Annotated in this window: 27 protein-coding genes; 6 read left to right on the top strand and 21 right to left on the bottom strand. The window is 69.6% G+C overall.

Going from position 1 to position 24665, the window contains the following annotated elements; translation table 11 throughout:
* Positions 1-30: 30 nt before the first annotated feature.
* From phnC to ACIO3S_RS23190, 7 genes are all read right to left on the bottom strand, one after another.
* Positions 31-846: a phosphonate ABC transporter ATP-binding protein gene (gene phnC / locus ACIO3S_RS23220; protein WP_400468038.1), complete on the bottom strand. Its 816-nt coding sequence runs from the start codon at positions 844-846 to the stop codon at positions 31-33.
* On the bottom strand, positions 843-1820 hold the full coding sequence (gene phnD / locus ACIO3S_RS23215; protein ID WP_400468037.1) for a phosphate/phosphite/phosphonate ABC transporter substrate-binding protein: 978 nt from the start codon (positions 1818-1820) through the stop codon (positions 843-845). The genes phnC and phnD overlap by 4 nt, the downstream gene beginning before the upstream one ends.
* Complete coding sequence (locus tag ACIO3S_RS23210; RefSeq protein ID WP_400468036.1) at positions 1814-2551, bottom strand: HAD family hydrolase; 738 nt, start codon at positions 2549-2551, stop codon at positions 1814-1816. Before ACIO3S_RS23210 ends, phnD begins: the two co-directional genes overlap by 7 nt.
* A gap of 150 nt (positions 2552-2701) precedes the next feature.
* Complete coding sequence (locus ACIO3S_RS23205; protein WP_400468035.1) at positions 2702-3910, bottom strand: Ig-like domain-containing protein; 1209 nt, start codon at positions 3908-3910, stop codon at positions 2702-2704.
* A 150-nt stretch (positions 3911-4060) separates the two neighbouring features.
* On the bottom strand, positions 4061-4477 hold the full coding sequence (locus ACIO3S_RS23200) for a cytochrome c oxidase subunit 4 (RefSeq protein ID WP_160024391.1): 417 nt from the start codon (positions 4475-4477) through the stop codon (positions 4061-4063).
* Between the two features lie 5 nt (positions 4478-4482).
* On the bottom strand, positions 4483-6165 hold the full coding sequence (ctaD, locus tag ACIO3S_RS23195) for a cytochrome c oxidase subunit I (protein ID WP_400468034.1): 1683 nt from the start codon (positions 6163-6165) through the stop codon (positions 4483-4485).
* Entirely contained in the window at positions 6162-7052 is an 891-nt protein-coding gene (locus ACIO3S_RS23190) for a cytochrome c oxidase subunit II (protein ID WP_400468033.1), read from the bottom strand. Before ACIO3S_RS23190 ends, ctaD begins: the two co-directional genes overlap by 4 nt.
* Before the next feature lie 175 nt (positions 7053-7227).
* Here ACIO3S_RS23190 and ACIO3S_RS23185 point away from each other — a divergent pair, with 175 nt between their 5' ends.
* The gene (locus tag ACIO3S_RS23185; RefSeq protein WP_400468032.1) at positions 7228-8337 is read left to right on the top strand and encodes a cysteine desulfurase family protein; all 1110 of its coding nucleotides are present in this window, start codon (positions 7228-7230) and stop codon (positions 8335-8337) included.
* Positions 8334-8570 (top strand): sulfurtransferase TusA family protein, encoded by a 237-nt coding sequence (locus ACIO3S_RS23180; protein WP_160024395.1) that lies wholly within the window; start codon positions 8334-8336, stop codon positions 8568-8570. Before ACIO3S_RS23185 ends, ACIO3S_RS23180 begins: the two co-directional genes overlap by 4 nt.
* Before the next feature lie 90 nt (positions 8571-8660).
* On the opposite strand, the gene ACIO3S_RS23175 is transcribed toward ACIO3S_RS23180, so the two are convergent.
* Positions 8661-9644, bottom strand: coding sequence for a carbohydrate kinase family protein (locus ACIO3S_RS23175; protein ID WP_400468031.1), 984 nt, complete (start codon positions 9642-9644; stop codon positions 8661-8663).
* Between the two features lie 119 nt (positions 9645-9763).
* Between ACIO3S_RS23175 and ACIO3S_RS23170 the strand changes: the two genes are divergently transcribed.
* The gene (locus tag ACIO3S_RS23170) at positions 9764-9979 is read left to right on the top strand and encodes a hypothetical protein (RefSeq protein WP_400468030.1); all 216 of its coding nucleotides are present in this window, start codon (positions 9764-9766) and stop codon (positions 9977-9979) included.
* Positions 9980-10047: 68 nt separating this feature from the next.
* Here the strand turns inward: ACIO3S_RS23170 and erpA are convergent, their stop codons facing one another.
* Entirely contained in the window at positions 10048-10401 is a 354-nt protein-coding gene (erpA, locus tag ACIO3S_RS23165) for an iron-sulfur cluster insertion protein ErpA (protein ID WP_008363173.1), read from the bottom strand.
* 63 nt (positions 10402-10464) lie between these two features.
* Positions 10465-11550, bottom strand: a complete 1086-nt coding sequence (locus ACIO3S_RS23160) for a glycerate kinase (protein ID WP_400468029.1) — start codon at positions 11548-11550, stop codon at positions 10465-10467.
* 94 nt (positions 11551-11644) lie between these two features.
* On the opposite strand from ACIO3S_RS23160, the gene ACIO3S_RS23155 reads away from it, so the two are divergent.
* Both ACIO3S_RS23155 and nadA read left to right on the top strand, forming a co-directional pair.
* A complete protein-coding gene (locus ACIO3S_RS23155; protein WP_400468028.1) occupies positions 11645-12694 on the top strand; it encodes a DUF695 domain-containing protein in 1050 nt (349 codons plus the stop codon).
* Positions 12695-12757: 63 nt separating this feature from the next.
* Positions 12758-13930, top strand: a complete 1173-nt coding sequence (gene nadA / locus ACIO3S_RS23150) for a quinolinate synthase NadA (protein ID WP_400468027.1) — start codon at positions 12758-12760, stop codon at positions 13928-13930.
* A gap of 11 nt (positions 13931-13941) precedes the next feature.
* Here the strand turns inward: nadA and ACIO3S_RS23145 are convergent, their stop codons facing one another.
* The 11 genes from ACIO3S_RS23145 to ACIO3S_RS23095 all read right to left on the bottom strand — a co-directional run bounded on the left by ACIO3S_RS23145 (position 13942) and on the right by ACIO3S_RS23095 (position 23721).
* Entirely contained in the window at positions 13942-14583 is a 642-nt protein-coding gene (locus ACIO3S_RS23145) for a LuxR C-terminal-related transcriptional regulator (protein WP_400468456.1), read from the bottom strand.
* Positions 14580-15812, bottom strand: a complete 1233-nt coding sequence (locus tag ACIO3S_RS23140) for a histidine kinase (protein WP_400468026.1) — start codon at positions 15810-15812, stop codon at positions 14580-14582. The genes ACIO3S_RS23145 and ACIO3S_RS23140 overlap by 4 nt, the downstream gene beginning before the upstream one ends.
* Before the next feature lie 17 nt (positions 15813-15829).
* Positions 15830-17179, bottom strand: coding sequence for an FtsX-like permease family protein (locus ACIO3S_RS23135; protein ID WP_400468025.1), 1350 nt, complete (start codon positions 17177-17179; stop codon positions 15830-15832).
* Positions 17179-17946, bottom strand: a complete 768-nt coding sequence (locus tag ACIO3S_RS23130) for an ABC transporter ATP-binding protein (protein ID WP_400468024.1) — start codon at positions 17944-17946, stop codon at positions 17179-17181. Before ACIO3S_RS23130 ends, ACIO3S_RS23135 begins: the two co-directional genes overlap by 1 nt.
* A gap of 109 nt (positions 17947-18055) precedes the next feature.
* Entirely contained in the window at positions 18056-19486 is a 1431-nt protein-coding gene (locus ACIO3S_RS23125; protein ID WP_400468023.1) for a sensor histidine kinase, read from the bottom strand.
* Positions 19487-19565: 79 nt separating this feature from the next.
* Entirely contained in the window at positions 19566-20291 is a 726-nt protein-coding gene (locus tag ACIO3S_RS23120; RefSeq protein WP_400468022.1) for a response regulator transcription factor, read from the bottom strand.
* A 60-nt stretch (positions 20292-20351) separates the two neighbouring features.
* Positions 20352-21137, bottom strand: coding sequence for a class I SAM-dependent methyltransferase (locus tag ACIO3S_RS23115; RefSeq protein ID WP_400468021.1), 786 nt, complete (start codon positions 21135-21137; stop codon positions 20352-20354).
* Position 21138: 1 nt separating this feature from the next.
* Entirely contained in the window at positions 21139-21738 is a 600-nt protein-coding gene (locus ACIO3S_RS23110) for a hypothetical protein (protein WP_400468020.1), read from the bottom strand.
* Positions 21739-21748: 10 nt separating this feature from the next.
* The gene (gene htpX / locus ACIO3S_RS23105) at positions 21749-22657 is read right to left on the bottom strand and encodes a zinc metalloprotease HtpX (RefSeq protein ID WP_350843656.1); all 909 of its coding nucleotides are present in this window, start codon (positions 22655-22657) and stop codon (positions 21749-21751) included.
* A gap of 6 nt (positions 22658-22663) precedes the next feature.
* The gene (locus ACIO3S_RS23100) at positions 22664-22942 is read right to left on the bottom strand and encodes a hypothetical protein (RefSeq protein ID WP_350843654.1); all 279 of its coding nucleotides are present in this window, start codon (positions 22940-22942) and stop codon (positions 22664-22666) included.
* Entirely contained in the window at positions 22939-23721 is a 783-nt protein-coding gene (locus tag ACIO3S_RS23095) for a PspA/IM30 family protein (protein ID WP_201451065.1), read from the bottom strand. The genes ACIO3S_RS23100 and ACIO3S_RS23095 overlap by 4 nt, the downstream gene beginning before the upstream one ends.
* Before the next feature lie 187 nt (positions 23722-23908).
* On the opposite strand from ACIO3S_RS23095, the gene ACIO3S_RS23090 reads away from it, so the two are divergent.
* Entirely contained in the window at positions 23909-24493 is a 585-nt protein-coding gene (locus tag ACIO3S_RS23090; protein WP_400468019.1) for a DUF3043 domain-containing protein, read from the top strand.
* Positions 24494-24665 lie beyond the last annotated feature (172 nt).

Here is a 24665-nt window from a genome sequence, read left to right as displayed (position 1 = left end):
TGAGGCCTATGGTCGCTCGCTGGCGCTCGCTCATGCCAAAACGTCCTCAGCGGTCAGCGAGCGGCCGTAGATCCTCTCGAAGACGGCGTCGTCGGCCTCGGCGGCAGGGCCGTCGAAGACGACTTCACCCGCGCGCATGCCGATGATCCGGTCGGCGTAGCGCCGGGCGAGATCGAGGAAGTGCAGGTTGACCACAGTGGTGATACCGAGATCGCGGTTGATCCGTTGCAGGTCACGCATCACCAGGTTGGCCGTCGGTGGGTCCAGCGAGGCGACCGGCTCGTCGGCGAGGACGACCGACGGCTGCTGCGCCAGCGCGCGAGCGATCGCGACCCGCTGCTGCTGCCCGCCGGAGAGCTGAGAGGCGCGTACCCACGCCTTCTCGACGATCCCGACGCGCTCCAGCGCCTCGAAGGCGATCTCCGTGTCGGCCTTGGTGTGCAGCCCGAGGGCCGACCGCACCCACGACTGGGCGTGCAGCCGCCCGGTGAGCACGTTGCCCATCACCGAGCGGCGGGTCACCAGGTTGAACCCCTGGAAGATCATCCCGATCTCGGCACGCAGCCGGCGCAGCCGGCGCCCGCGCGCCGTGGCCACCTCGGTCCCGCCCACCGTCAGCGATCCCGAGGTGACCGGCACCAGGCCGTTGATCGTACGGACGAGCGTCGATTTGCCGGCCCCGGAGAGCCCGACGACCACGACGAACTCCCCCGCCGGGATGGTCAGGGAGACCTTGTCCAGGCCGCGGGTGCCGTTCGGGTAGACCACCGAGACGTCGTCGAAGACGATGCGGTGCCCACCACCGGTCGCACCCCCGGTCGCACCCTCGGGATCCGTGCCGTTCATTCGCCGAAGTTCTCCTCCACGGACTTCGCCTTCTTCAGCGCGGCCGTGTCGACCTTCTCCAGACCCTCGATCTCGTAGACCGCCTCCAGCGTCTTGAGCCCCTTGGGGTCCTTCGCCATCGCGGTGAAGGCGTTGGTCACCTTCGTGCGCAGCTCCTTGGAGAGGCCGGCGGCGACGACGATGCCGTCGTTGGGGATCTCGGTGGAGTAGGCGAAGACCACGACCTCGGAGGCCACCTTCGGCTCGTCGGCCGCGACCTCCTCGCGGGCGTCGTCGAAGCTCACCCCGATCGGGTAGTCACCGCGCGCGACGGCCAGGACCGCGGCGTCGTGGTCGCCGGCGAACTGCGCGTCGAGGTCGACCAGGGCGTCGCCGCCGGTGACCTGACCCCACTGGGTGGCCGGGTAGTAGTAGCCAGAGGCGGAGCCCTGGTCGACGAAGGCGATCGAGGTGCCGGGCTTGATCTTGGCGAGCGCGTCCTCACCGGCGGGACCGGTCTTGGCGGCATCGGTGCCGTTGCAGTACTTGAAGCCCTCGACCACCTTGACCTCGTCGGCGCAGTAGGTCTCGGGGTCGTTGGTGAACCACTGGGTGTGGTAGGTGCCCGAGCCGAAGCGCACCGACTGCAGGACCGGCACCGCGCCGGCCTGGTCCTCGGCCTGGACCATGCCGATCGGGCCGAGCATCGCGACCTGGGCCTGGTCGGCCTTCATCGCCACGATCGCGGCGGCATAGCTCTCGGTCACCTCGGCGCGTACGGGGATCCCGATCTTGTCGCTGAGGAAGGACTCCAGGCCCTTCGCACTCTCGGTGATCGAGTCGACGTCGCCGGAGGGCACCAGCGACAGCACGATCTCCTCGGGATCCTCCGCGGGCGCGGTGCTCTCCTCACCACCACCGCAGGCGGCGAGCGAGAGGGCGAGCGATGCGGCGGCACCGACCGCCAGCAACCGGTTCCTGGGGGTTCTCAACATTGGACAGACTCCTTGAGGGGGTGAGCTGCTATGAAGGATGACGGGTCACTCGACCAGTCCGAGACTGCGGGGTACAGGTCCACGAACGATCCTGCACGAACATGTGCCGGTCCCTGCCGGCGGTCGAAGGCGTCAACGTATGCAGCAACACAACCACGCTCGACGGCGGGGGCAAGGTCATTGCGCCAGATGTCGCCGACCGACATCAACCACTCGGGTGTTTCGGCGGCCCCGACGTGGTCGAGGAAGGCGTCGAGGTGCCCCTTCATCCGGGTCGGTTTGAGCGCGTCGGTGCACACCTCGTCGACCACGTCCCGTACGCCGAGGTGCTCCAGGATCGCGTCGAGGCCGCGGCCGCCGGGTGAGTTGGTCAGGATCACCCGGTGCGCGTCGATCCCGTCCAGCAGGTCGATGAGCCCGTCGGGCGTGCGGATGTCGCCCGGTTGCTCGCTGATCGCCTCCCGGCTCGCGACGTACGCAGCGCTGAGCTGCTCCTCAGAGACCCCGGCCGCCAGGCCCAGGATCTTGACCGCCTCATAGCCGTCCTGAGCGCCCGTCAGCGTCTTCGGGGCGGTCTCGGGCAGTCTCTGCCCAAGGAACGCCGCTGCGGTCTCCAGAAGCGCCTCAGGGGCGTCGATGAGGTCCGCCACCCGGGTGGCGTAGAGAAGTGCCGGTGTGTCTCCGAGACACACCGTGCCGTCCAGGTCGAGCACCAGCACAGGCCGAGGCAACGAGTCCACCTTCCAAGGCGGCGCGGGCCGTCGGGGTCAGCCCTGCGCAACGCGATTACGTGTTAGGTGGAACGTAGGTAAAGTCGCCATCAGGTTCAAGCATCAACCACACGATGTCGCACGCTAATTACTGCAATGCACAATGTCGACTCAGGCGAGGGCAGACCCCGCCCGGTATTCGTCATAGGAGGTGTTCCAGTCGCCCCAGCCGTTGCTGAAGGTCATCTCCCGGTTGGTGCCGACGGTCTCGACGACGTCACCGCGGCGGGTCATGTCGTAGAGGAACTTGGCGTTCTCGTCGCTCATCCCGGTGCAGCCGTGGGAGACGTTGGCGTTGCCCTGCTGCGCGACCGACCACGGCGCGCCGTGGATGAACTCACCGGAGAACGTCAGCCGCATGGCCCACTTCACGCCCTCCATGTTGTAGTACTCCCGGTCGCCCTGGTTGATCCCGATGGTCTCGGAGTTCATGGTCTTGCGCTTGAACTTCTCGATGATCACCTTCACGCCGCTGCGGGTGATGAACCCTTCCTTGCCGGTCGTGATCGGGATGGTTCGGATCTTCTGCCCGTTCTTGAAGACTTCCATCTGGTGGGTCTGCGCATTGGCCCGGTAGATGTGCGCGTCACCGGTCTTGAACGTGATCTCGCGGTCCTTCTGGCCGAAGATGCCGCCACCGGCGGGGACCGAGTTGATGTTGAGCTTCACGTTGATCGTGGAGTTGGCCTGCCAGTAGGTGCGCGGGCGGTAGTGCACTTCCTTGTCGCTCACCCAGTACCACGACCCCTCCTGCTTCGGGGTCGACTCGACGATCATCTTCTTCTCGAAGGCGGCCTTGTTCTTCACCGGCAGGTCGTACGTCACGATGATCGGCATCCCGACGCCGACCGTCTCGCCGTCGAGCGGCGCGATCGAGGGGTAGGTCTGGCGGTCCAGGCCGAGATCCTCGGTGGAGAACTTGATCTGGCTCGTCTGCTCCAGACCGTCGTCGCCGGTGGCGGTGACCGCGAGGGTGTAGGAGGCGGTCGGCTCGAGCACCTCACCCGCGCTCCAGCTGAGCCCGTCCTCGGTGATCGTGCCCCGCACCTTGGTGCCCTTGGCGCCGGTCAGCATGACCTCGTCGAGACGCCCCTTGGCCACATCGACCTTGACGACCTTGTCGACCGCGACGCCGGTGGCGTCGTTCTCGATGTTGGGCGTGATCTGCACCGTCGGCTCGGTGGGCTTCTTGGGCTCCTTTGACGCCGGGTCCGCCCCGCACGCGGCGAGCACAGGCGCGAGGGCCGCCGCTGCGGTGGTCAACAGCACCCGGCGGCGGGCAAACACGGACGGGCGGCGAAACGGTGACTGCGTTGACACGGTGAGACTGCTCCAGACCTGATTCATTTACCCCGACGCCCTGAACCGGGACGTGGGCGCGATAACCCTACCGGGCATCACCAAGAGCTTCCCAAGAAGGGAAGCGGGGCCCGATCCATCTCGGATCGGGCCCCGCGTACGTTCATCTGCTCAGTGCTTGAACTCGCCTCGGTAGTACTCGAAGTTCCAGCCGGCGAGGGCCAGCAGGCCGAGCACGGCGGCGATGATGAGGAGCCACCAGGCGGCCATCGCGACGGCGAGGACCACCAGACCGAAGGTGAGGCCGGCCCACAGCGGCCACCAGGAGAACGGCGGGAAGAAGCCGTACTCCCCGGCGCCCTCGGCGATCTCGCCGTCCTCACGGTCCTCGGGACGCGGGTCCATCTTGATGGCGTGGAAGCCGAGGTAGACGGTGATCATCGCGAACAGCAGCGTGCACATCACCAGCGCCGAGGTGCCGGTCCAGTCGCCGCCCTCCTCGGAGGCCGCGGTGACGAACCAGTAGGCCGGCGTGACCAGCACCATGAAGACGGTGCAGACCACGAAGATCCAGGCTTCAGACTTCATCGGGGTCAGCCTTCCTTGTTGGAGCTGGTGGAGGCGAGATCGTCCTCATCGTGCTCCAGCGCGGCGATCTCCGGGTGGTGGAGGTCGAAGGCCGGGGACTCCGAGCGGATCTTCGGGATGGAGACGAAGTTGTGGCGCGGCGCGGGGCAGGCGGTGGCCCACTCCAGCGAGCGGCCCCAACCCCACGGGTCGTCCACCTCGACCTTGGGGGCGTTGCGCGAGATGTAGAGGTTGTAGAAGAACGGCAGCATCGACAGGCTCAGCAGGAACGCGCCCACCGTCGAGAACTGGTTCAGGAAGGTGAACCCGTCGCTGGGCAGGTAGTCGGCGATGCGTCGCTGCATGCCCTCGACACCCAGCCAGTGCTGGACGAGGAAGGTCGCGTGGAAGCCGACGAACAGCAGCCAGAAGTGAACCTTGCCGAGGCGCTCGTCGAGCATCCGGCCAGTCATCTTCGGCCACCAGAAGTAGAAGCCGGCGAACATCGCGAACACGACGGTTCCGAAGACCACGTAGTGGAAGTGCGCGACCACGAAGTAGGAGTCGGAGACCTGGAAGTCGAGCGGCGGGCTCGCCAGGATGATGCCGGTCAGACCACCGAAGAGGAAGGTCGTCAGGAAGCCGATCGACCAGAGCATCGGGGTGTCGAAACTGACCGATCCGCCCCACATCGTGCCGATCCAGTTGAAGAACTTCACGCCTGTGGGCACTGCGATCAGGAAGGTCATGCCGGAGAAGAACGGCAGGTTGACCGCGCCAGTGACGAACATGTGGTGCGCCCACACCGCCACCGAGAGGATCGCGATGCCGAGGGTCGCGGCGACCAGGCCGATGTAGCCGAAGATCGGCTTGCGGCTGAAGACCGGGAGGATCTCGGAGATGATGCCGAAGAACGGCAGCGCGATGATGTAGACCTCGGGGTGACCGAAGAACCAGAACAGGTGCTGCCACAGGATCGGGCCACCATGGGCGGCGTCGAAGACGTGGGAGCCGAACTGGCGGTCGGACTCGAGCATCAGCAGCGCGGCGGCCAGGATCGGGAACGCGATCAGCGCGAGCAGCGCGGTGATCAGGGTGTTCCAGGTGAAGATCGGCATCCGGAACATGGTCATGCCCGGCGCCCGCATGCAGATGATCGTGGTGATGAAGTTGACCGAGCCGAGGATCGTGCCCAGACCGGCCATGTAGAGACCCATGATCCACAGGTCGCCACCGACACCCGGCGAGTACTGCGCGCTGGACAGCGGCGTGTAGGCGAACCAGCCGAAGTCGGCCGCACCGGTCGGGGTGAGGAAGCCGCTGGCCGCGATCAGGCTGCCGAAGAGGTAGAGCCAGTAGCTGAACATGTTGAGCCGCGGGAAGGCGACGTCAGGTGCGCCGATCTGCAGCGGCATGATCACGTTGGAGAAGCCGAAGAACAACGGCGTCGCGAAGAGCAGCAGCATGATCGTGCCGTGCATCGTGAACAGCTGGTTGAACAGCTCGTCGTTGACGACCTGCTGTCCCGGGAAGGCCAGCTCCGAGCGCATCAGCAGCGCCATCAGGCCGCCGATCAGGAACCAGACGAACGACGTGACCAGGTACATCTTGCCGATCAGCTTGTGATCGGTGGTGGTCAGCAGCTGGTAGATCTGCGTTCCGAGCGGCTTGCGGCCCTCGGTGACCGGGCGCGCAGCGGTGGCGGTCACTCGCCCTCCTCCTCGTGAGTGGGGATGTCGTCGGCGGGGCGGGTGGACTTGCCACCACCGAGCAGCGGGCGCTCGGCCTCGAAGCCGTTCTGCGCCAGCGTGTCGACGTAGGACTTGTAGTCGCTCTCGGAGAGGATCGCGACCTTGAAGATCATCCGGGCGTGGTAGACGCCGCAGAGCTCGTAGCAGGCGCCGCGGAAGGTGGTGCCCTCGATGAGGTCCTCCGCGCTCGGGTCGAAGGTGGCCGTGGCCTCCTTCGTGGTGATCGAGTAGTGGTTCACCCGACCCGGGATGACGTCCATCTTCATGCCGAAGTCCGGGATGCCGAAGTTGTGGATGACGTCGGCCGAGCGCAGGTTGAACCGCGTGGTGGTCTTCTCCGGGAGGACCAGCGTCGGGATGTGCGAGCCCGTGCCCACGACGTAGCCGTAGCTGTCGTAGGCGAACTCGTCGTCGACGAGGTTCTCGTCCGCGCTCAGGTCGGGCTCACCGATGCCGTGGTTGAAGGTCCACTGCCACTGCTGGCCGGTCACCTCGATCACGTTGGTCGGGTTGCCGTCGTCCAGCATCTCGTTCTGGACCTTGACGGTGTGGTCGAAGAACACGATCACCATCAGGACCGGGGCGATCGTGTAGAAGATCTCCAACGGCAGGTTGTAACGCGTCTGGACCGGGACGTCGGCATCGCTGCGGCGCCGGTAGCGCCAGATCGCCCAGAAGATGAGCCCCCAGGTCAGGACACCCGTGATCAACGCGGCGATCCATGCGCCCTGCCACAGGGCGAGGTTGTGCTCCCCCTGCTCAGAACGTGGCTCGGGGAAGCCGAAACGCGCCGCCTCGTCCGTACAGCCACTCAGCAGGAGGGCGCCGGCCGTCAGCGTCGCCACCAGCGCACCACGTCGGGCGCGGGCGTGGGACGGAGTCGTTCCGGCCCCTGGCAAGTGCAGACCCACTACGAGCCTCTCTCTCATGCGAACACTCAGATGTCGGCAGACTACCGCGAGCGCCTCCGGATTCATCTTCAGGGGTTCCTCATGTCGCGTATGGCTACCGTTGGGTTCTGTGACCGACCGCTTCACCTACCTCGACGCCGCCTCGGCCGAGCCGCTCCATCCCGCCGCGCGGGAGGTGCTGCTCGCCGCGGCCGATCAGGGGTACGCCGACCCCCGCCGCCTCCACCGGCCGGCCCGTAACGCCGGGCTGCTGCTCGCGAACGCCCGCGAGGTTGTCGCCGAGGCGCTGGGGGTGCGTCGAGATGAGGTGCTTTTCACATCCTCGGGGACCGCCGCCGTGCACGCCGGCCTGCTGGGGCTCGGATCAGGTGGCATAGGTCACAGTGCCGTCGAGCACCAAGCCGTCATCGACGCCGCACGATGGTCGCAGCGCTCCCCCGTCACCGAGCTGGCCGTGGACGGCGAGGCCCGGGTCGAGGTCGCCGCCGTCCGGGAAGCGGTGCAGAGCGGAGACGTCGACGTGATCGCGGTCCAGCAGGCCAACCACGAGGTCGGCACGCTCCAGCCCCTCGACGAGGTCGCCTCCGCCGCCGGCACGGCGTCCCTCTTCGTCGACGCCGGCGCCGCCATGGGACGGCTGCCACTGCCGTCGGTCGGAGACGCGATCGCCGGCTCCGCCCGCAAGTGGGGTGGTCCCGGTGGTGTGGGAGTGCTGGTCGTACGCCGGTCCGCCCGGTGGCGCTGGCCGTTCCCGGGCGATGAGTGGTCGCGTACGGATCAGGGGTTCACGAACATCCCCGGGGCCTTGGCGGCCGCGGCCGCGCTCCAGGCGGTCGTCGCCGAGCGCGAGGAGGTCAACGCCCGCCAGCACGAGCTGGTCGCGCTGGTCAGGGAGCGGGTCCGGACGGAGATCCCCGACGTGGACGTCGCCGGGCCCGCCGAGGATCGGCTCCCCCACCTGGTGACCTTCTCGGCGCTGTACGTCGACGGCGAGGCGCTGGTGACCGCGCTGGACCGCATCGGCGCCGGTGTCGCCAGCGGCTCGGCCTGCACCTCCGACACCCGCGAACCCTCTCGCGTGCTTGCTGCCATGGGAGCGCTGACACACGGTAACGTTCGGCTATCGCTGACCCGCGACACGACGCGAGAGGATGTGGAGCGCGTGCTCGACGCACTGCCCGGGATCGTCAAGGACCTGCGCGCCGAGGCCGGGCTGTGAGCGCGCCCGTGGTCGTTCTCGACTGCCGCGGCCAGGCCTGCCCGCGACCGATCATCGAGCTCGGCCGCCACCTCGGCGACGTCGAGGTCGGCGAGGTCATCGCCGTCGCGGCCGACGACGTGGCCGCCCACCACGACGTACCCGCCTGGGCCCGCATGCGCGGCCAGGAGTTCGTCGGCGAGGTGGAAGCCGAAGACGGCGTACCCGTCTATCGGATACGCCGTCTGAGCTGAGCGAAGCGGTAGGGATACCCGGTTAACCGGGTATTCCTGCACTTCTCTGGCGTTGCATTGCCCGAGAAGTGCAGGAATTGCCAGAGAAGTTCAAGCCTTGATGTGCGGCGCAATCTGGTCGGCCGCGGTGTCGCCGTAGGACTCGCGGACCCGGGCGACGAACTCCTCGGCGGTGAAGGAGTACTCCTGCGGGCCGACGGTCTCGACGCAGTAGGCGGCGAGGACGCAGCCGACCTCGGCGGCCTGCTCGAGCTCGCAGTCCCAGGCTAGTGCGGCCAGGAAGCCGGCCCGGAAGGCGTCGCCGACCCCGGTGGGCTCGACTGCGTTGACGTTCTTCGCGGCGGGCAGCTCGATCGTGTCCTCGCCCTTGCGCTGGATGCGTACGCCGTCCTTGCCGAGCGTGGTGACCTGGGTGCCGACGCGGGCGAGGACCTCGTCAGCGGACCAGCCGGTCTTCTGCTGGAGCACGTGCGACTCGTACTCGTTGGTGAACAGGTACGCGGCGCCGTCGACCAGCTCACGGATGAGCTCACCGTCGCCGAAGGCGAGCTGCTGGCTCGGGTCGGAGATGAAGGTGTAGCCGCGCTGCCGCGCCTCCTGGGTGTGGCGCTTCATCGCGTCGGGGTCGTCCGGCGCGATCAGCACGAACGACGGCTCTCCGACCTTGGCGGCGATCGGGCCGAGCTCGATTTCGCGCGCCTCGGCCATCGCACCCGGGTAGAAGCTGGCGAACTGCGCCATCGCGGTGTCGGTGGTGCACACGAACCGCGCGGTGTGCAGCGTCTCGGAGACGTGCAGGTGGTCGCAGTTGACGCCATGACGCTCGAGCCAGGAACGGTAGTCGGCGAAGTCCTCGCCGACCGCGCCCACGAGCACCGGTGCCAGGCCGAGGTTGGCCAGGCCGAAGGAGATGTTGGCGCCGACGCCACCGCGGCGGATCTCGAGGTCGTTGACCAGGAAGCTCACCGAGAGCTTGTCGAGCTGGTCGGCGACCAGCGAATCGGCGAACTTTCCACCGAAGCTCATCAGATGGTCAGTGGCGATGGAGCCTGCGATCAGGAGTGAACCGGACATGCGCGGAACCCTACCGGCGAGACCTCGGGCGACGTTAAGGCTCGACCGTAGACAGCAGATGAAATATTACCGCCGAGTCGGCCTTCTGCTACCCGTTGGTAGTGCTTACCGTCGTTTGCATGACAGACATGCGCGTTCCGTACGACGACCTCGACAGCCCCGCGCAGCTCTGCGCCGACTGCGCCGCCGCCGACAGCGCGCTGCGCCTGCCCGCGCCACGGGTGCGTGAAGCGACCCGCCCCGCGCCCGCCATGCGGATGCAGGCCCGCGAGCCGGGCGACACCGCCGTGCTCAAGGCCTGCGGACACGTCGCCGACGACCTCGCCCTGACCTGAGTCGGACACCAGACGTCAGCAGCCCCTGCCTTTCGGCAGGGGCTGCTGACGTACTGGACCAGGTTGGCTCAGTGGAAGCTGTCGCCGCAGGCGCAGGAGCCGGTGGCGTTGGGGTTGTCGATGGTGAACCCCTGCTTCTCGATGCTGTCCACGAAGTCGATCATGGCGCCGTTGAGGTAGGGAACGCTCATCCGGTCGACGACGACGGAGACACCGTCGAAGTCGGTGACGACGTCACCGTCGAGGGTGCGCTCGTCGAAGAAGAGCTGGTAGCGCAGGCCGGAGCAGCCGCCGGGCTGCACGGAGATGCGCAGGCTCAGGTCGTCGCGGCCTTCCTGCTCAAGGAGGCTCTTCACCTTCGCGGCGGCAACGTCGCTCAGGTTGATGGAGTCGGCGCGGCGTTCGGTAGTCTGCTCGGTCATGTAGCTGGGCTCCCTGTGCGTGGGTGCGGGTGTGTCTCAAGGTCAATCGTCGCACATCATCGGTTATTCCCGCTGGTCGGCGGACCACGTTCGGGCCACCCTGGCGGCGACCTGGACCAGGGAGTCGTACGCCTGGCCGAGCGCCTGCTCCTCGCCGACGCTGTCGACGAGCGAGTAGGCGGCGTCGATCCCGAGCGTACGCATCTCTCGCCCGCTCATGCTGACCTTGCCGGCCAGCACGATGCAGGGCCGCAGCGCCTGCTCGGCCAGCCTGGCGACCCCCGCCGGCACCTTCCCGGCCGCGCTCTGCGGGTCGAAGGAGCCCTCACCGGTGATCACCAGGTCGGTCCGGGCGGCAAGCTCGGGCAGCCCGAGCAGGTCGGCGACGACGTCGAACCCCGGACGTCGGGTGGCGCCGAGGAGGAGCAGCGCGAACCCGATCCCGCCGGCCGCCCCCGCGCCCTTCTCGGTCGCGGTCTTGCGTGACGTGGCGGCGGCCAGGTCCTGGAGCACCCCGTCCCAGCGGGGCATGGTCTCCTCGGCCAGCCCCTTCTGCTCGCCGTAGACCTTGATCGCGCCGAAGAGCCCGGTCAGCGGGTTGTCCACGTCGCTGGCGATCACGATCTCGAGGCCCAGGGGCTCGGGGAGCGTGACCTCGGTGATGCCCTCGAGCCCGGCGACGCCGGCATCGAGCGGCCGGTCCGCGGTGGCACCGAGCGCAGCGAGCAGCCCCGCTCCCCCGTCGCTGGTGCCCGAGCCGCCGAGGCCGACCACGACCGTGCTCGCGCCGGCGTCACGGGCGGCGAGCAGCAGCTGGCCCACTCCGTACGAGCTCGCCTGCTCCGCCCCCTTCCCGCCGGTCAGGTGCAGGCCGGCGGCCTGGGCCGACTCGACGTAGGCGGTCTCGCCGTCGACCAGCACCTGCGCCGTCACCGGCTCACCGTGCGGCCCCCTGACCTCGACCTCGTGGAGGTCGCCGCCGAGGACGTCGTGCAGCAGCTCGAGGAAACCCGGTCCGCCGTCAGCCATCGGCGCGAGCGAGAGCTCGTCGCGGGGCGCCGTACGCCGCCAGCCCTCCGCGATCGCGGCGGCCGCCTGGGAGGCGGTGAGCGTGCCTGCGTACTTGTCGGGGGCGATCAGCACTCGCATGGCCGAAACCTACCCGCGCACGGAAGCACCAGGTGTTCCACCTGACATTTTTGGTGTCGTAACCATTCCGCATGCGTCGCGTTAAGGTCGTTTCGTGCGGATCTTCGGGCGGCGCGGGGCCGGCGACTCAGAGACCAGGCGGATCAACGGCTTCTGGACCTGGTGGGCCCAGAAGGGAGCTCTGGCCTGTGGTGCGGCGCTCGACGCGGACGACCAGGAAGCTCTCGTCTCGCTGCTCGCCCGACGGGTCGACGCGATCGAGGCCGGTCTGAGCTGGGAGGTGGGCCCCGGGCCGTTGGGTGGCCGGCTGCTGGTCGTCTCGGCCGGCGGCAACCCCGACCATCGTGCGCTGGCACGCCGCTGGCTGCTCGCCGCCCCCGAGCCCGACGGCGTCTCACCCTGGGAGTTCAGCGACCAGCGCCCGCCCGTCGACGATCCGGTCGAGGCCGTGCTCACCACTCCCGGCGGCGCCGCGATCCGGCTGGCCGACGTGCTGGTCGCCGCCCGACAGAACGGCGCCCACTTCGACCTCACCCTGTTCCACCCGGCCTTCCCCGACCTCGCCGACGACGCCCGTCTGCAGGTCGCCTTCCACGCCCTCGACACGACGCTGGGCGAGTCCAGCACCGAGCTGTGGGTCGGCGAGGTCGAGACCACCACGGCCCGACCCCGCGACGGCTTCGGCCTCGACGGGCTGCGCGTCGCCGTACGCAATCTCCGCAAGGAGTACGTCGACCCCGACGGCAACCCGGCCTGGGTGCTGCTCCACGGGGAGAGCCCTCAGGGACCGGTGATCGCGAGCGCGGTCGTGCCCCTGCACCCGGTCACCGCCCCCAACCTGACCCATCACGTCGGCGTGATGGTCCCCTACGTCGGCTTCGCCGAGCGAGGTCTCCCCTCGCCCGACGCTCTGCGCGAGCTCGGCCAGCTCGAGGACCGGCTCGCCACGACCCTCGGTCGCGACGGCCGCGTCGTGGCGCACGAGACCACCAACGGCGTACGCCTTCTCCACGCCTACGTCGATCCCACCACCTCAGCCCCGCAGCGGCTGGAGGAGACGGTCGACGGCTGGGCCTACGGCGACGTCGTCACCCGGGTCGACACCGACCCGGCGTGGGATGCCGTGCGCCCCCTGCGGGCTTGATCCGTACCACCATGTGACCCATGCCACGAGGGCGCCGAGCCCCCGACATGTATTATCGTCATCATGACGACTGTCGACCTCCCGCTGCTCCCCCTGGGGCGCGGCACCGACCTGAACTCCGAGCGTGGCGTCGAGTGCCCCGGCGATCTGCCGGCCGCCTCCGACCCCGACCTGGTCAAGCGCGCGCTCGCCGCCAAGGAGAAGCTGGGCGGACGCGTGTTCGTCCTCGGACACCACTACCAGCGCGACGAGGTCATCCAGTTCGCTGACGTGACCGGGGACTCCTTCAAGCTCGCGCGCGACGCCGCCGCCCGGCCGGACGCGGAGTACATCGTCTTCTGCGGCGTGCACTTCATGGCCGAGTCGGCCGACATCCTCACCTCGCCCTCGCAGGCGGTCATCCTCCCCGACCTCGCCGCCGGTTGCTCGATGGCCGACATGGCGCGGCTGGGGCAGGTCGAGAAGGCCTGGGAGGCGCTCTCCGAGGCGGGCGTGGCCGAGCAGGTCGTGCCGGTGACGTACATGAACTCCTCCGCCGACATCAAGGCGTTCTGTGGGCGCCACGACGGCGTCGTGTGCACCTCCTCCAACGCGCAGGCCGTGCTGGAGTGGGCCTTCGACCAGAAGGACGACGCCAAGGTCCTCTTCTTCCCCGACCAGCACCTCGGCCGCAACACTGCCGTGCTCAAGCTCGGCATGTCCCTGGGCGACTGCGTGGTCTGGGACCCGCTCAAGCCCGGTGGCGGCCTCAGCGCCGAGGAGCTGCGGGCGGCGAAGGTGATCCTGTGGAAGGGCCACTGCTCGGTCCACGGCCGCTTCTCCCCCGACACCATCGACGACCTGCGCGCCGAGATCCCGGGTGTGCAGATCCTGGTCCACCCCGAGTGCCAGCACGAGGTCGTCCTCAAGGCCGACCTGGTCGGCTCGACCGAGTTCATCATCTCGACGATCGAGGCCGCTCCTGCCGGCTCGGCCTGGGCGATCGGCACCGAGCTCAACCTGGTCAAGCGCCTCGCCAACGCCCACCCGGACAAGCGGATCGTCTTCCTCGACCGCACCGTGTGCTACTGCTCGACGATGAACCGCATCGACCTCCCCCACCTCGTCTGGGCCCTCGAGTCCCTGGTCGAGGGTCAGGTCGTCAACCGCATCGAGGTCGACCCCGACACCGAGCGCTACGCCAAGCTCGCGCTCCAGCGGATGCTCGATCTCCCGGGCAAGACCGAGAAGGACTGACAACCCTCGGCTCAGGTGTCGTTGAGCCAGGTCAGAACGGCGAGCACGCGACGGTTGTCGTCGCTCGCCTGGGGCAGGTCGAGCTTGGTGAAGATCGAGCTGATGTGCTTGCCGACCGCCTTCTCGGTGACGAAGAGCCGGGCGGCGATGGCGGCGTTGGAGCGCCCCTCGGCGATCAGCGTCATCACCTCGCGCTCACGCTCGGTGAGCCGGTCGAGCGGGCGTTCCCGGCGGGTGAGGAGCGCGGCGACGACCTCCGGGTCGAGGACGGTCCCGCCGCCGGCCACCTGGCGTACCGCCCCGAGGAAGGCGTCGACGTCGGCGACCCGGTCCTTGAGCAGGTAGCCGACCGCGCCCTCTCCCCCGGCGAGCAGGTCGCGGGCATAGAGCGGCTCGACGTACTGGCTCAGCACGAGCACCGGGAACCCTGGGCGCGCCTGCCGGGCCTCGATCGCCGCGGTGATGCCCTCGGTGGTGAAGGACGGAGGAAGACGTACGTCGACCACCGCCGCGTCCACGTCCGGCCGGACCAGGGCCCGGGCCAGGGCGGGCGCGTTGTCGACGGCCTCGACAACCTCGATCCCGCCCGCTTCGAGGATCCGGGTGAGGCCGACGCGGAGGAGCGCCTGGTCCTCGCCCAGGACCACCCTCAGATCCGGCAAGGCACCTCCAGGGTGATCAGGGTCGGGCCGCCGGAGGGGCTCTCGACCTCGACGGTGCCGTCGAACGCGGCCAGCCGGGTCGCGACGCCGGCGAGCCCGTGTCCGGCCGGGTCGGCTCCGCCGCGGCCGTTGTCGCCCACGACGATCCGCAGCCGCTGCCCGTTGTGGCTGCCGCGTACGAACGCCCGGTCGGCGCCCGAGTGCTTGACCGCGTTGGCCAGGCACTCGGCCACCGCGAAGTAGGCCGCCGACTCGACCGGGTCGGGCAGGCGGCCGGGCAGCTCGATCGCGACCGTGACCGGCAGCGGCAGCCCGGCGGTGAGGGCCTGGACGGCTCCCACGAGGCCACGGTCGGCGAGCACGGGCGGCAGGATGCCGCGTACGACGCCACGTAGGTCCTCGAGAGCGGACACCGTGGTCTCGCGGGCCTCACGCAGCAGCGCCGCGGCGGCGTCCGGGTCGGTCGCCATCAGCTTCTCGGCCAGCCCGACGCTCATCCCGACGGCGGCGATCCTGGCCTGGGCACCGTCGTGGAGGTCACGCTCGATGCGGCGCAGCTCGGCCGCCGAGTGGTCCAGCGTCTCGGCACGTGTCGACTCGACCTTCTCCACCCTGGCGGCCAGCGTGGCGACCTGCCCCTGACCGAAGATGCCGCGCTCGGCCAGCGCCCGTGCCCGGACGAGGGCAGGGGTCGTCACCCACCACACCAGCAGCAGCGGGCCGGTGAGCAGGAGCAGCAGCCACACCACCCAGGTGATGCCGGCGAACGCCAGGACCAGCCAGGTCAGCGGCACGGTCAGGAACGCCGCGGGCAGCAGGGAGAGCACGAAGCCCCCGGTCGCCGAGAAGCAGCAGAAGGCGAAGTCGCGCCAGCGCGCCTTCTCCCGGAGCCACCGGAACGGCCGGCTCAGGACCGGCTGAGCGCTCAGGTCCGCGTACGTCTCCGGGATGCTCTCCCCGAGGAGCATCCCGCTCACCCGGCGATGCACTCCGGCGACGGCCTGGGTGGCCGGCACCGCACCCAGGGCGATCCCGATGCCGACCCCGAACACCAGCCCGAGCGGGATCGAGAGCACCGTGAGGATCACCAGCACCAGGGCGGGCGCCATCATCAGGGCATAGCCCAGCGACAGTCCGGTCAGCCGGAGCCGCTCGACGAGCGCCTGCCCGCTGAACGGCTCCGGTCGCACGGTCCGGATCGGTGCATCCCACTCGGCCATCAGGAGTGAGTGTGACATCAGCGAGTGCCGGACGTCGTGCGTAATGCCTGGCTCGTCGCGCCGGCCGCGGAGGCCAGCGTGAGCGTCACGGCACCGGCGATCAGCAGGGGCGGCAGCCAGAGCTGGGCGTCGGGGACCAGACCCTCACCCCGGACGTAGGCGAACGGGACGATCGTCGCCTGGGCGGCGAGCAGCCCGGCGACGGTGCCGACCGCGGCGACCACGCCGGCCTCGGCGAGGATGGAGCCGCGCACCTGACCTGGAGTGGCGCCGAGCAGCCGCAGCCTGTGCAACTCCAGGCGGCGGTCGGCGAGGAGGGCGGCGAAGGCGTTGACGACCATGATCGCGGCGAACGCGCAGATCATCGCGGTGACGACGTTGTTGAGCAGGTTGGCCGTCTCGAAGCCCTCGGCGACCTCCGGGGGCAGACCGGTGGGCAGCGTTCGCTCGTTGATCCCGACCAGCATCAGGATGCTGACCGCGGCCGCGGAGAGCACCATCACAGGAGCGAGAACCCCTGCAAGCAGGTGGGACCTCCGCGAGGTGTTGTACGCCGCCAGGTGACCGCTCGTGCCACCCAGCAGGGGCCGCAACACCCAGCTTCCGGCCCGCAGCAGCAGCGGTGCCAGCGCGGCGAGACCCACCGCGACCAGAAGGCCGAGGGAGCCGGTCATCGCCATCGCTTCAGACGGGTCGGCGGCGTCCTTGCCCGTGGCCATGGTCATCGCGACCATGGTCGCGGCGAGGCCGACAACGACCACCGCCACCACCCAGCGCCACCAGGCGATCCGGCCGGTGCCCGCCCTGGCTTCGGAGAGGGCAACCGTCGCCGGTCCCCGGGAGGCACGTGATCCGGCCATGCCGGCGGCGGCCAGGGAGACGAGCAGGAGCAGGACGACGGTCGCAGCGAGCGCGACCCAACTGCCCGAGTGGGCCACCTGCTCGCTGACCACGCCCCCCGACTGCAGCAGGTCGAGGAGCGCCCGACTGGTCAGGCTCGCCATGACGGCGCCGAGGACGGCGGCAACGAGCGCGACCACGAGCGTCTCCGCCCGCACCAGCGCGCGGACCTGACGGGGCTCAGCGCCGACGGTGCGCAGCAGGCCGATCTCGGCCTCGCGCTGCCGGACGGTGATCCCGACGGTGGAGACGACCGAGAAGAGCGCGATGACCGTGCCCCAGCCTCCGACCACTCCCCCGAGGATGAACAGCGTCTCCCGCTCGGCGCTCGGTGTGCCGGAGTCGAGCGCAGCCTGTATCAACGGCGTGAACGAACCCATGACCGCCGTACCCAGGAGGATCGCGAGGAAGGTCGCGGTCATGGCGGTGGCGCGGTGTCTCAGCGAGCGCAGTGCCAGGGTCACCATCACGCCATCTCCCGCTCGGCCCGGGCGGTGAGCTCGTCGAGATGTGCCATCTGGCCGGCGACGGCCTCGGCGGCAGGGTTGTCCATCCGCCCCACGGCACGGCCGTCGACGAGGAAGACCACGCTGTCCGCGTACGCAGCGGCGACGGGGTCGTGTGTCACCATCACGACGGTCGCACCGAGCTCGCGCACGAGGCTCCGGAGCAGGGCCAGCACCGAGGCCGCCGTGTGGGAGTCGAGGGCTCCGGTGGGCTCATCGGCGAGGACGATGTCGGGACCGGTCACCAGTGCCCGGGCGATCGCGACCCGCTGCTGCTGGCCGCCGGAGAGCTGTGCCGGCAGGTGGCCGGTGCGATCACCCAGTCCGACGCGGTCGAGCAGCTCGCGGATCCGGCGGCGGGCAGCCGCGTCGATCCGGCCGCCGGCCAGCCGCAGCGGCAGCGCGACGTTCTGCTCGGCGGTCAGGTAGGGCAGCAGGTGGAAGCCCTGGAAGACGAACCCGATCCGCTCGCGGCGCAGCCTGGTCCGGCGCGCCTCGGTCAGCTCGGTGACGTCCTGGCCGGCGATGACGACCCGGCCGCCCGTCGGCTGCTCCAGCGCACCGGCGCAGGTCAGGAAGGTGGACTTGCCGGAGCCGGAGGGCCCCATCACGGCGGTGAACGTGCCCGGCGCGCAGGCCAGGTCGAGTCCGTCGAGCGCGGCCACGGCGGCCGCGCCGGTGCCGTAGGTCCTGGTGAGGCCGGTGACCTCGAGGGCGGGTGTGGTCATGGGTGGCTCCTGGGGTCTCGGGTGGCTGATGTCACCCTTCGACGCTAAGGAACCCGCCGCTCCCCCACGATGGGCTCAAGGAGCCGAACCGGGTAGGGAAAACCCCACCTCATCCCTCGGACGGGCGCGGGAGACGTACGGCGATCGTGGTGTCGCCCGGAGCGCTGGCGAGGGTCACGGTGCCGCCGTGAGCGGTGACGATGGCGTGGACGAGGGCGAGGCCGAGGCCGGCGCCGCCGTCGCGCTGCCGGGCCTCGTCGGCCCGGGTGAAGCGTTCGAATGCGTGCGGGACCAGGGCCGGAGGGAAGCCCGGGCCGTCGTCGTGGACGTCGAAGCCGTCAGGACGTACGCGGACGGTGACGGTGGTGCCGGCGGGCGTGTGCCGGCGCTCGTTGGTGAGCAGGTTGCTGATCACCTGATGGAGGCGCTGGGCGTCGCCGGTGACGATCACCTCGGCGTCACCGGAGTCGGCGTCGGCCGGTAGCTCGAGCCGCCAGGTGTGCGAGGGGTCGACGACGTGGGCGTCATCGACGGCCTCCAGGAGCAGCCGGGTCAGGTCGACCGAGTCGCGGGCGAGCGGGCGGCCCTGGTCGAGGCGTGCGAGCAGGAGCAGGTCCTCGACCAGCGCGGTCATCCGCAGCGACTCCTCCTCGACCTTGCCGAGCGCCGTCGGGACCGCTTCGGGCCGCTGCTGGGCCAGCTCGGTGTAGCCGCGAATGGTGGTCAGCGGGGTACGCAGCTCGTGGGAGGCGTCGGCCACGAACTGGCGTACCTGCTGCTCGCTGCGGTGACGTTCGGCCAGCGATGTCTCCACGTGGTCCAGCAGCGAGTTGAGCGCGGCGCCGACCTGGCCGACCTCGGTGTCCTCGTCGGTGAGCCGCTCGGGCACCCGCTCGGTCACCGAGACCTCGCCGGAGGAGAGCGGCAGAGCGGCGACGGTGTGCGCGGTGGCGGCGACCTCGCGCAGCGGGCTGAGCTGGCGGCGTACGACGACGTAGCCGGCGCCTGCGGCGGCCAGGACACCCAGCAGGGTCAGCAGGGCCTCCCAGAAGATCAGGCTCTCGATCGTGTTGTCGACCTCGGCGGTCGAATGGCCGGTGACGACGACCACCGTCTGACCGAGAGCGGGGTTGAAGACGGATTGGGCGATCACCCGGTAGGTGCCACGGTCGGGCAGCTCGACGTCGTGAGGGCGCGCGTCGACGCGTACGTCCTCCATCACCTCCAGGTCAGCGGCGCTGAGTGACTCCATCTGGTTCGGGTCGAAGTCGCCGAGGTTGCCCTGCGCCTCACCGTTCTCGGGGAACGCCGCAATGACCGAGCCCGGTCCGATGTTGAAGTCGCTGCGCGGGCCCGGGCCGCCGGCCACACCGCGGGCCATGTCACGTACGTCCCGGTCGAGGCGGTCCATCAACGTCTCACGCAGCGCGATCGTCGCGAAGGTGGCGATCAGCAGCGAGACGACGAGGACCAGGGAGACCGCGGTGATGACCAGTCGCGAGCTGAGGGGCGCGACCAGCCGCTTGAGCCGGACGCTCACGCGACCACCTCGGTCGCGCAAGCGCCATAGTACGGACGTAGTCGCGCAACACGTTGATGGTTCACTCGCTGGCGCTCGTTCACTCAGCGGCCTTCAGCACATAGCCCGCGCCGCGCATCGTGTGGATCATCGGCTCACGACCGGCGTCGATCTTCTTGCGCAGGTAGGAGATGTAGAGCTCGACGACGTTGGCCTGGCCGCCGAAGTCGTAGGACCAGACCCGGTCGAGGATCTGGGCCTTGGACAGCACCCGGCGGGGGTTGCGCATCAGGAAGCGGAGCAGCTCGAACTCGGTCGCGGTGAGGGTGATCTCCTCCCCGGCACGGTGCACCTCGCGCGAGTCCTCGTCCATCGTCAGGTCCCCGACACGGATCACCGAGTGTTCCTCGACCCGGGTCGCGCCGGCCCGCCGCATCAGCCCACGCAGCCGGGCGACGAGCTCCTCGAGCGAGAACGGCTTGATCACGTAGTCGTCACCGCCCGCGGTCAGCCCGGCGACCCGGTCCTCGACCGCGTCCTTGGCGGTGAGAAAGAGAACGGGTACGCCCGGGTTGGTCGACCGCACCCGGCGCAGGACCTCGAGCCCGTCGAAGTCGGGCAGCATCCAGTCGAGCACGATCGCGTCGGGAGCGGTCTCCTTCGCGGCGGCCACGGCCTTGGAGCCGGAGTGGGCCATGGTGATCTCCCAGCCCTCGAACCGCAGCGCCATCGCGATCAGCTCGGCGATGTTCACCTCGTCGTCGACCACGAGCACCCGCAGGGGCGAGCCGTCGGCGCGGGTCAGGTCCTTTCCTCCAGCACTCATGCCTCCATCATGCGGCTGTTTGCTGTGTGGTGCCTGTGAGGCCACTGTGGTGTGTCGATGTCACCGCCGCGCGTGCGTTCCGTCCCCGTCTCGGCGGGCGGTGTGGACCATCAGGTCCGCGCGCACCTCCACCCGCTCGGGGAGGACCGCGGCCAGGTCGGCGAAGAGTGTGGACCGGTCGGCGGCCGACAGGATCCGGATCGCGGAGATGGTGTCGAGGTGGCGCACGTAGTCCGCGCGGGCGAGGGTGAACAGGCGCGGCACTTCCCGCTGGCGTACGTCGCTCAGCCGGCCGTCGGCCAGCATCTCGTCCCCGGGGAACAGCATCGGCGCGTCAGCCGCGGACGGCGGCGGCAGGTGGCGTCCCTCTGGGGCGTACGCCGCGATCATCTCGTCCTCGATGGCCGCGACCTCGTCGTCGGCCAGCACGAACGGGCCACCGAAGAAGGCCACCGCTCCCCCGTCGCGGACCAGGGCGGTGGCGAGGTCCCACCGCGTCGCCGGCGCCGTCCAGTGCCAGGCGGCGGCAGCGTAGAGCAGGTCGAACGGCTCGTACGCCGCCGGGTCGAGCTCCTCCAGAGCGGCGTGCACGGTGGTCACCGGCAGGCCCGCGCACTCACGCTGGAGCACGCCGAGCATGTCGGCGTCGGGGTCGGTCGCGACCACCTCGATCCCGGCGGACGCGAACGTCCGGGTCGCTTTCCCGGTGCCGGCACCGATCTCGATCGCCCGTCGCACCGGGCCGTCGGCGACCTCGCTCACCAGCGCGACCAGATCGTCGGGGTAGCCAGGACGGAAGCGCTCGTAGTCCTCCGCGACCGCTCCGAAGCTTCGGGAACGTTCCATCTCAGAGCCCGGGGGCGCCCCAGACGGCGAGCCAGCGGGAGAGGTCCTTCTCGACCGGTAGATCGCCCTCGATAGCGCTGCGGACGTTGATCTCGAGCAGGTTGTCGCGCTGCTGCGGGCCGGTCGGGACGAAGGGGTAGAAGGTGCCCTGCTTGTAGAGGTAGATCAGGCCGACGCTGCGCCCGTCGGTGCCCGTGCTGCGGTCACGGAAGGCGATCAGCGAGCACAGCAGTCCGGGGCCGAAGCCGTTCATCTCCAGGGTGGTGTTGACCGCGTGGAGGTCGGTGACCAGGCCGGTGATGTCGGGGTTGTCCGGGTCCAGCGGCTCGTGGTCGACGCTGAGCCAGGTGAAGCCGAACTCGTCGACGCTCGTGGTCACCGTCGGCGCGCCCTCGGAGGCGCCGAGCAGCTCGACGATGTCGCTCTGCGTGCCGGCGAACCCCGCACCGGCCGCGGCCCGGTAGCAGACCGCTCCGTCACCGGTCGGGACCAGCCCGAGCGAGGTCTGCATGGTGAGCGCGGCGGTCGGCACCGCGAACAGTGCGTCGAGGTTGGCCTGCTTCGGTCGCGTACGACCCGTGATGACGTCCCAGAAGCCCACGTCGCCGACCCTACTGGGTCGGGCGGCCGAGCTCGGCCTCGATCCGGGCGAGCTGCTCCAGGCGCTGCTCCAGCGAGGGGTGCGTCGAGGTGAGCGTACGCAGCGACTGGCCGCTGATCGCCGGGGCGATGAAGAACGCGTTCATCGCCTGCGAGGACCGCAGGTCGCGGCTCGGGATCGCGGAGATCTCACCGGTGATCTTCTGCAGCGCGCTGGCCAGCGCGCCCGGCTTCATGGTCAGCTGCGCGCCGGCCCGGTCGGCGGCCAGCTCGCGGTAGCGCGACAGCATTCGCAGCAGCAGCCACGACACGGCGTAGACCGCCAGCGAGACCAGCAGCACGACCAGCCACACCGGGAGACCGTTGTTGTTGTCGCGGCGGCCGCCACCTGCGTACGCACCGTACTGGGAGCCGCGGCTCAGCATCCCGGCCACGATGCCGGCCGAGGAGGCGACCGTCATCACCAGCACGTCGCGGTGGGCGACGTGGGAGAGCTCGTGGGCGAGCACGCCCTCCAGCTCCTCGGCGGTCAGGCGCTGCAGGATGCCGGTGGTCACCACGACCGCGGACCGCTTCGGCGAGCGGCCGGTGGCGAAGGCGTTGGGCATGTCGGTGTGCGCGATCCCGACCCGCGGCTTCGGCATGTCGGCCAGCGTGCACAGCCGGTCGATCATCGCGTGCAGCTCCGGTGCCTCCTGGGCCGACACCTCGCGCGCGCCCATGGCGCGCATCGCGAGGGTGTCGGAGGCGTACCACTGCCACCAGGCGATGCCGAGCCCGACGATGCCGATGATCGGCGCCCACTGCGCGGGCATGACGAACATCAGCGCCACGATGAGCCCAACGAACAGCGCGCCGAGCAGGAACATCACCGTGGTCATCCGGGCGGTCAGCCCGGCATCACCCTGAAAGCGTGACATCGCTGGTCAGCCGGGGATTAGGCCCTCGTCGCCGAGCATCTCGGAGACCTCGGCGAGCGTGGAGCCGGGTCCGGGAAGGATCAGGTCGGAGGAGTCGATCGCGTCGACCGGGTGGGCGGTGCCCATCGAACGTACGCCATCGAGCAGGGCCGCCAGGGCCGCGTCGAAGACGGCCTCGTCGGTGCCCTTGCAGGCGGCCTCGACCGCGGCGTCGAGCTCGTTGAGCTTGTCGACGGAGGCATCGTCGAGGTCGTACTGCCCCTCGCCCAGGATGCGTACGATCACTGCTCGGCCTTCTTCTCGGTCGACTCCACGTCGATGACCGGTGCGTTGGCGTCGGCACCGGGCAGCGCCTGCGTCTGCTGCGGGGAGTTGAGGCCCTTGAGCGCGGCGAGCTCGGCCTCGACGTCGCTGGTCGAGCTGAGCGCGTCGAGCTGGCGGGTGATGTCGTCGGAGGGACCGGCGGTGAGGTCGTCGAGGGCACCGGAGGCGAGCAGCTCGTCGACGGCGCCGGCGCGAGCCTGCATCTCCAGGGTCTTGTCCTCGGCACGCTGCATGGCCATGCCGACGTCGCCCATCTCCTCGCCGATGCCGGAGATCGCCTCGTTGATCCGGGTCTGCGCCTCCGCGGCGGTGTAGGTCGCCTTGATGGTCTCCTTCTTGGTGCGGAAGGACTCCACCTTGGCCTGCAGCCGCTGCTGGGCGAGGGTCAGCTTCTCCTCCTCGCCCTGGAGGGTGGCGAGCTGGGTGTTGAGGTCGTTCATCTGCTGGGTGAGACCGCTCTTGCGCGTGAGAGCCTCGCGGGCAAGGTCCTCACGGTTCATCTCGATGGCCTTCTGGGCCTGCTGGGTGAGCTTGTCGGACTGCTGCTTGAGCCCGTTGATCTGCAGCTCGACTCGCTTGCGGCTGGTCGCGACGTCCGCGACACCGCGGCGCACCTGCTGCAGCATCTGAAGCTGCTTCTGGTAGCTGTAGTCGAGCACCTCCCGTGGGTCCTCGGCCTTGTCGAGCGCCTTGTTTGCCTTCGCCTTGAAGACCAGGCTCAGCCGCTTCATCACACTCATCGGTTCCCTTTACGCCTCTCATATGCGGCCGACCGCCGGCCGCCCCGCGTCGTCGCTTGCCGCTGGACTCTCGTCGTCCTAGGACAAGTGTTGCCTCTCACCTTAGGCCGGGTCCACAAAACTCGCTGTCAAGGCCGATCGGGATACCCTGTATGTGTCCCAGCCAACAGGTAAGAGGTCACTTAAGTTGTTCGGTCGCAAGTCCCCCGCCCCGCAGGTCGTCGAGCCCGAGAACCCGGTCAAGGAGACCGGCAAGGGTCGTCCGACCCCATCGCGCAAGGAAGCGGAGGCGGCCCGCAAGGCGCGCCTCAAGCAGCCGCGCTCGCGCAAGGAGATCAACGCCGCCAACCGCGCCCAGCGCTCCGAGCAGGGCGACAAGATGCGCCAGGCGATGAAGACCGGCGACGAGCGCTACCTTCCGCTGCGCGACAAGGGCCCGGTCAAGCGCTTCATCCGCGACTGGATCGACGCCCGGTTCACCTTCGCCGAGATCGTGCTCCCGGTGCTGATCATCGCGCTCGTGGTGCCCTACATCAGCCTCGAGCTGGCGATGTACTCCCAGCTCTTCACCCTCGTCGTGATGGCCACCGTGATCATCAACCTGGTCGCGCTGCGCTTCCTGCTCCGCAAGGAGCTCAAGCGCCGCTTCCCCGACAACGACCTCAAGGGCACCACCTACTACGCGATCATGCGCGCCATCCAGATCCGCCCCCTGCGCCTGCCCAAGCCGCAGGTCAAGATCGGCACGCAGCTCCCCGACGACTACCGCTGACCCCAGCGCCCGGCCCCAGACGCCGAGAATGCAGTTGTGGGGGGGGGGGGGGGGGGGGGGGGGGGGGCCCCCCCCCCCGGGGGCGGGCCCCCCCCCGGGGGGGGGGGGCGGGGGGCGGGGGGCCGGACGCCCGCGGGGGCGCCCCGGGCCGGCGGCGCGGGCGCGCCGGCGG

It is taken from the genome of Nocardioides sp. NPDC087217 (assembly GCF_044744805.1).
GTDB lineage: Bacteria > Actinomycetota > Actinomycetes > Propionibacteriales > Nocardioidaceae > Nocardioides.
The sequence above is the reverse complement of the archived record's forward strand: the minus strand, read 5'-3'. Positions and strand labels throughout refer to the sequence as shown.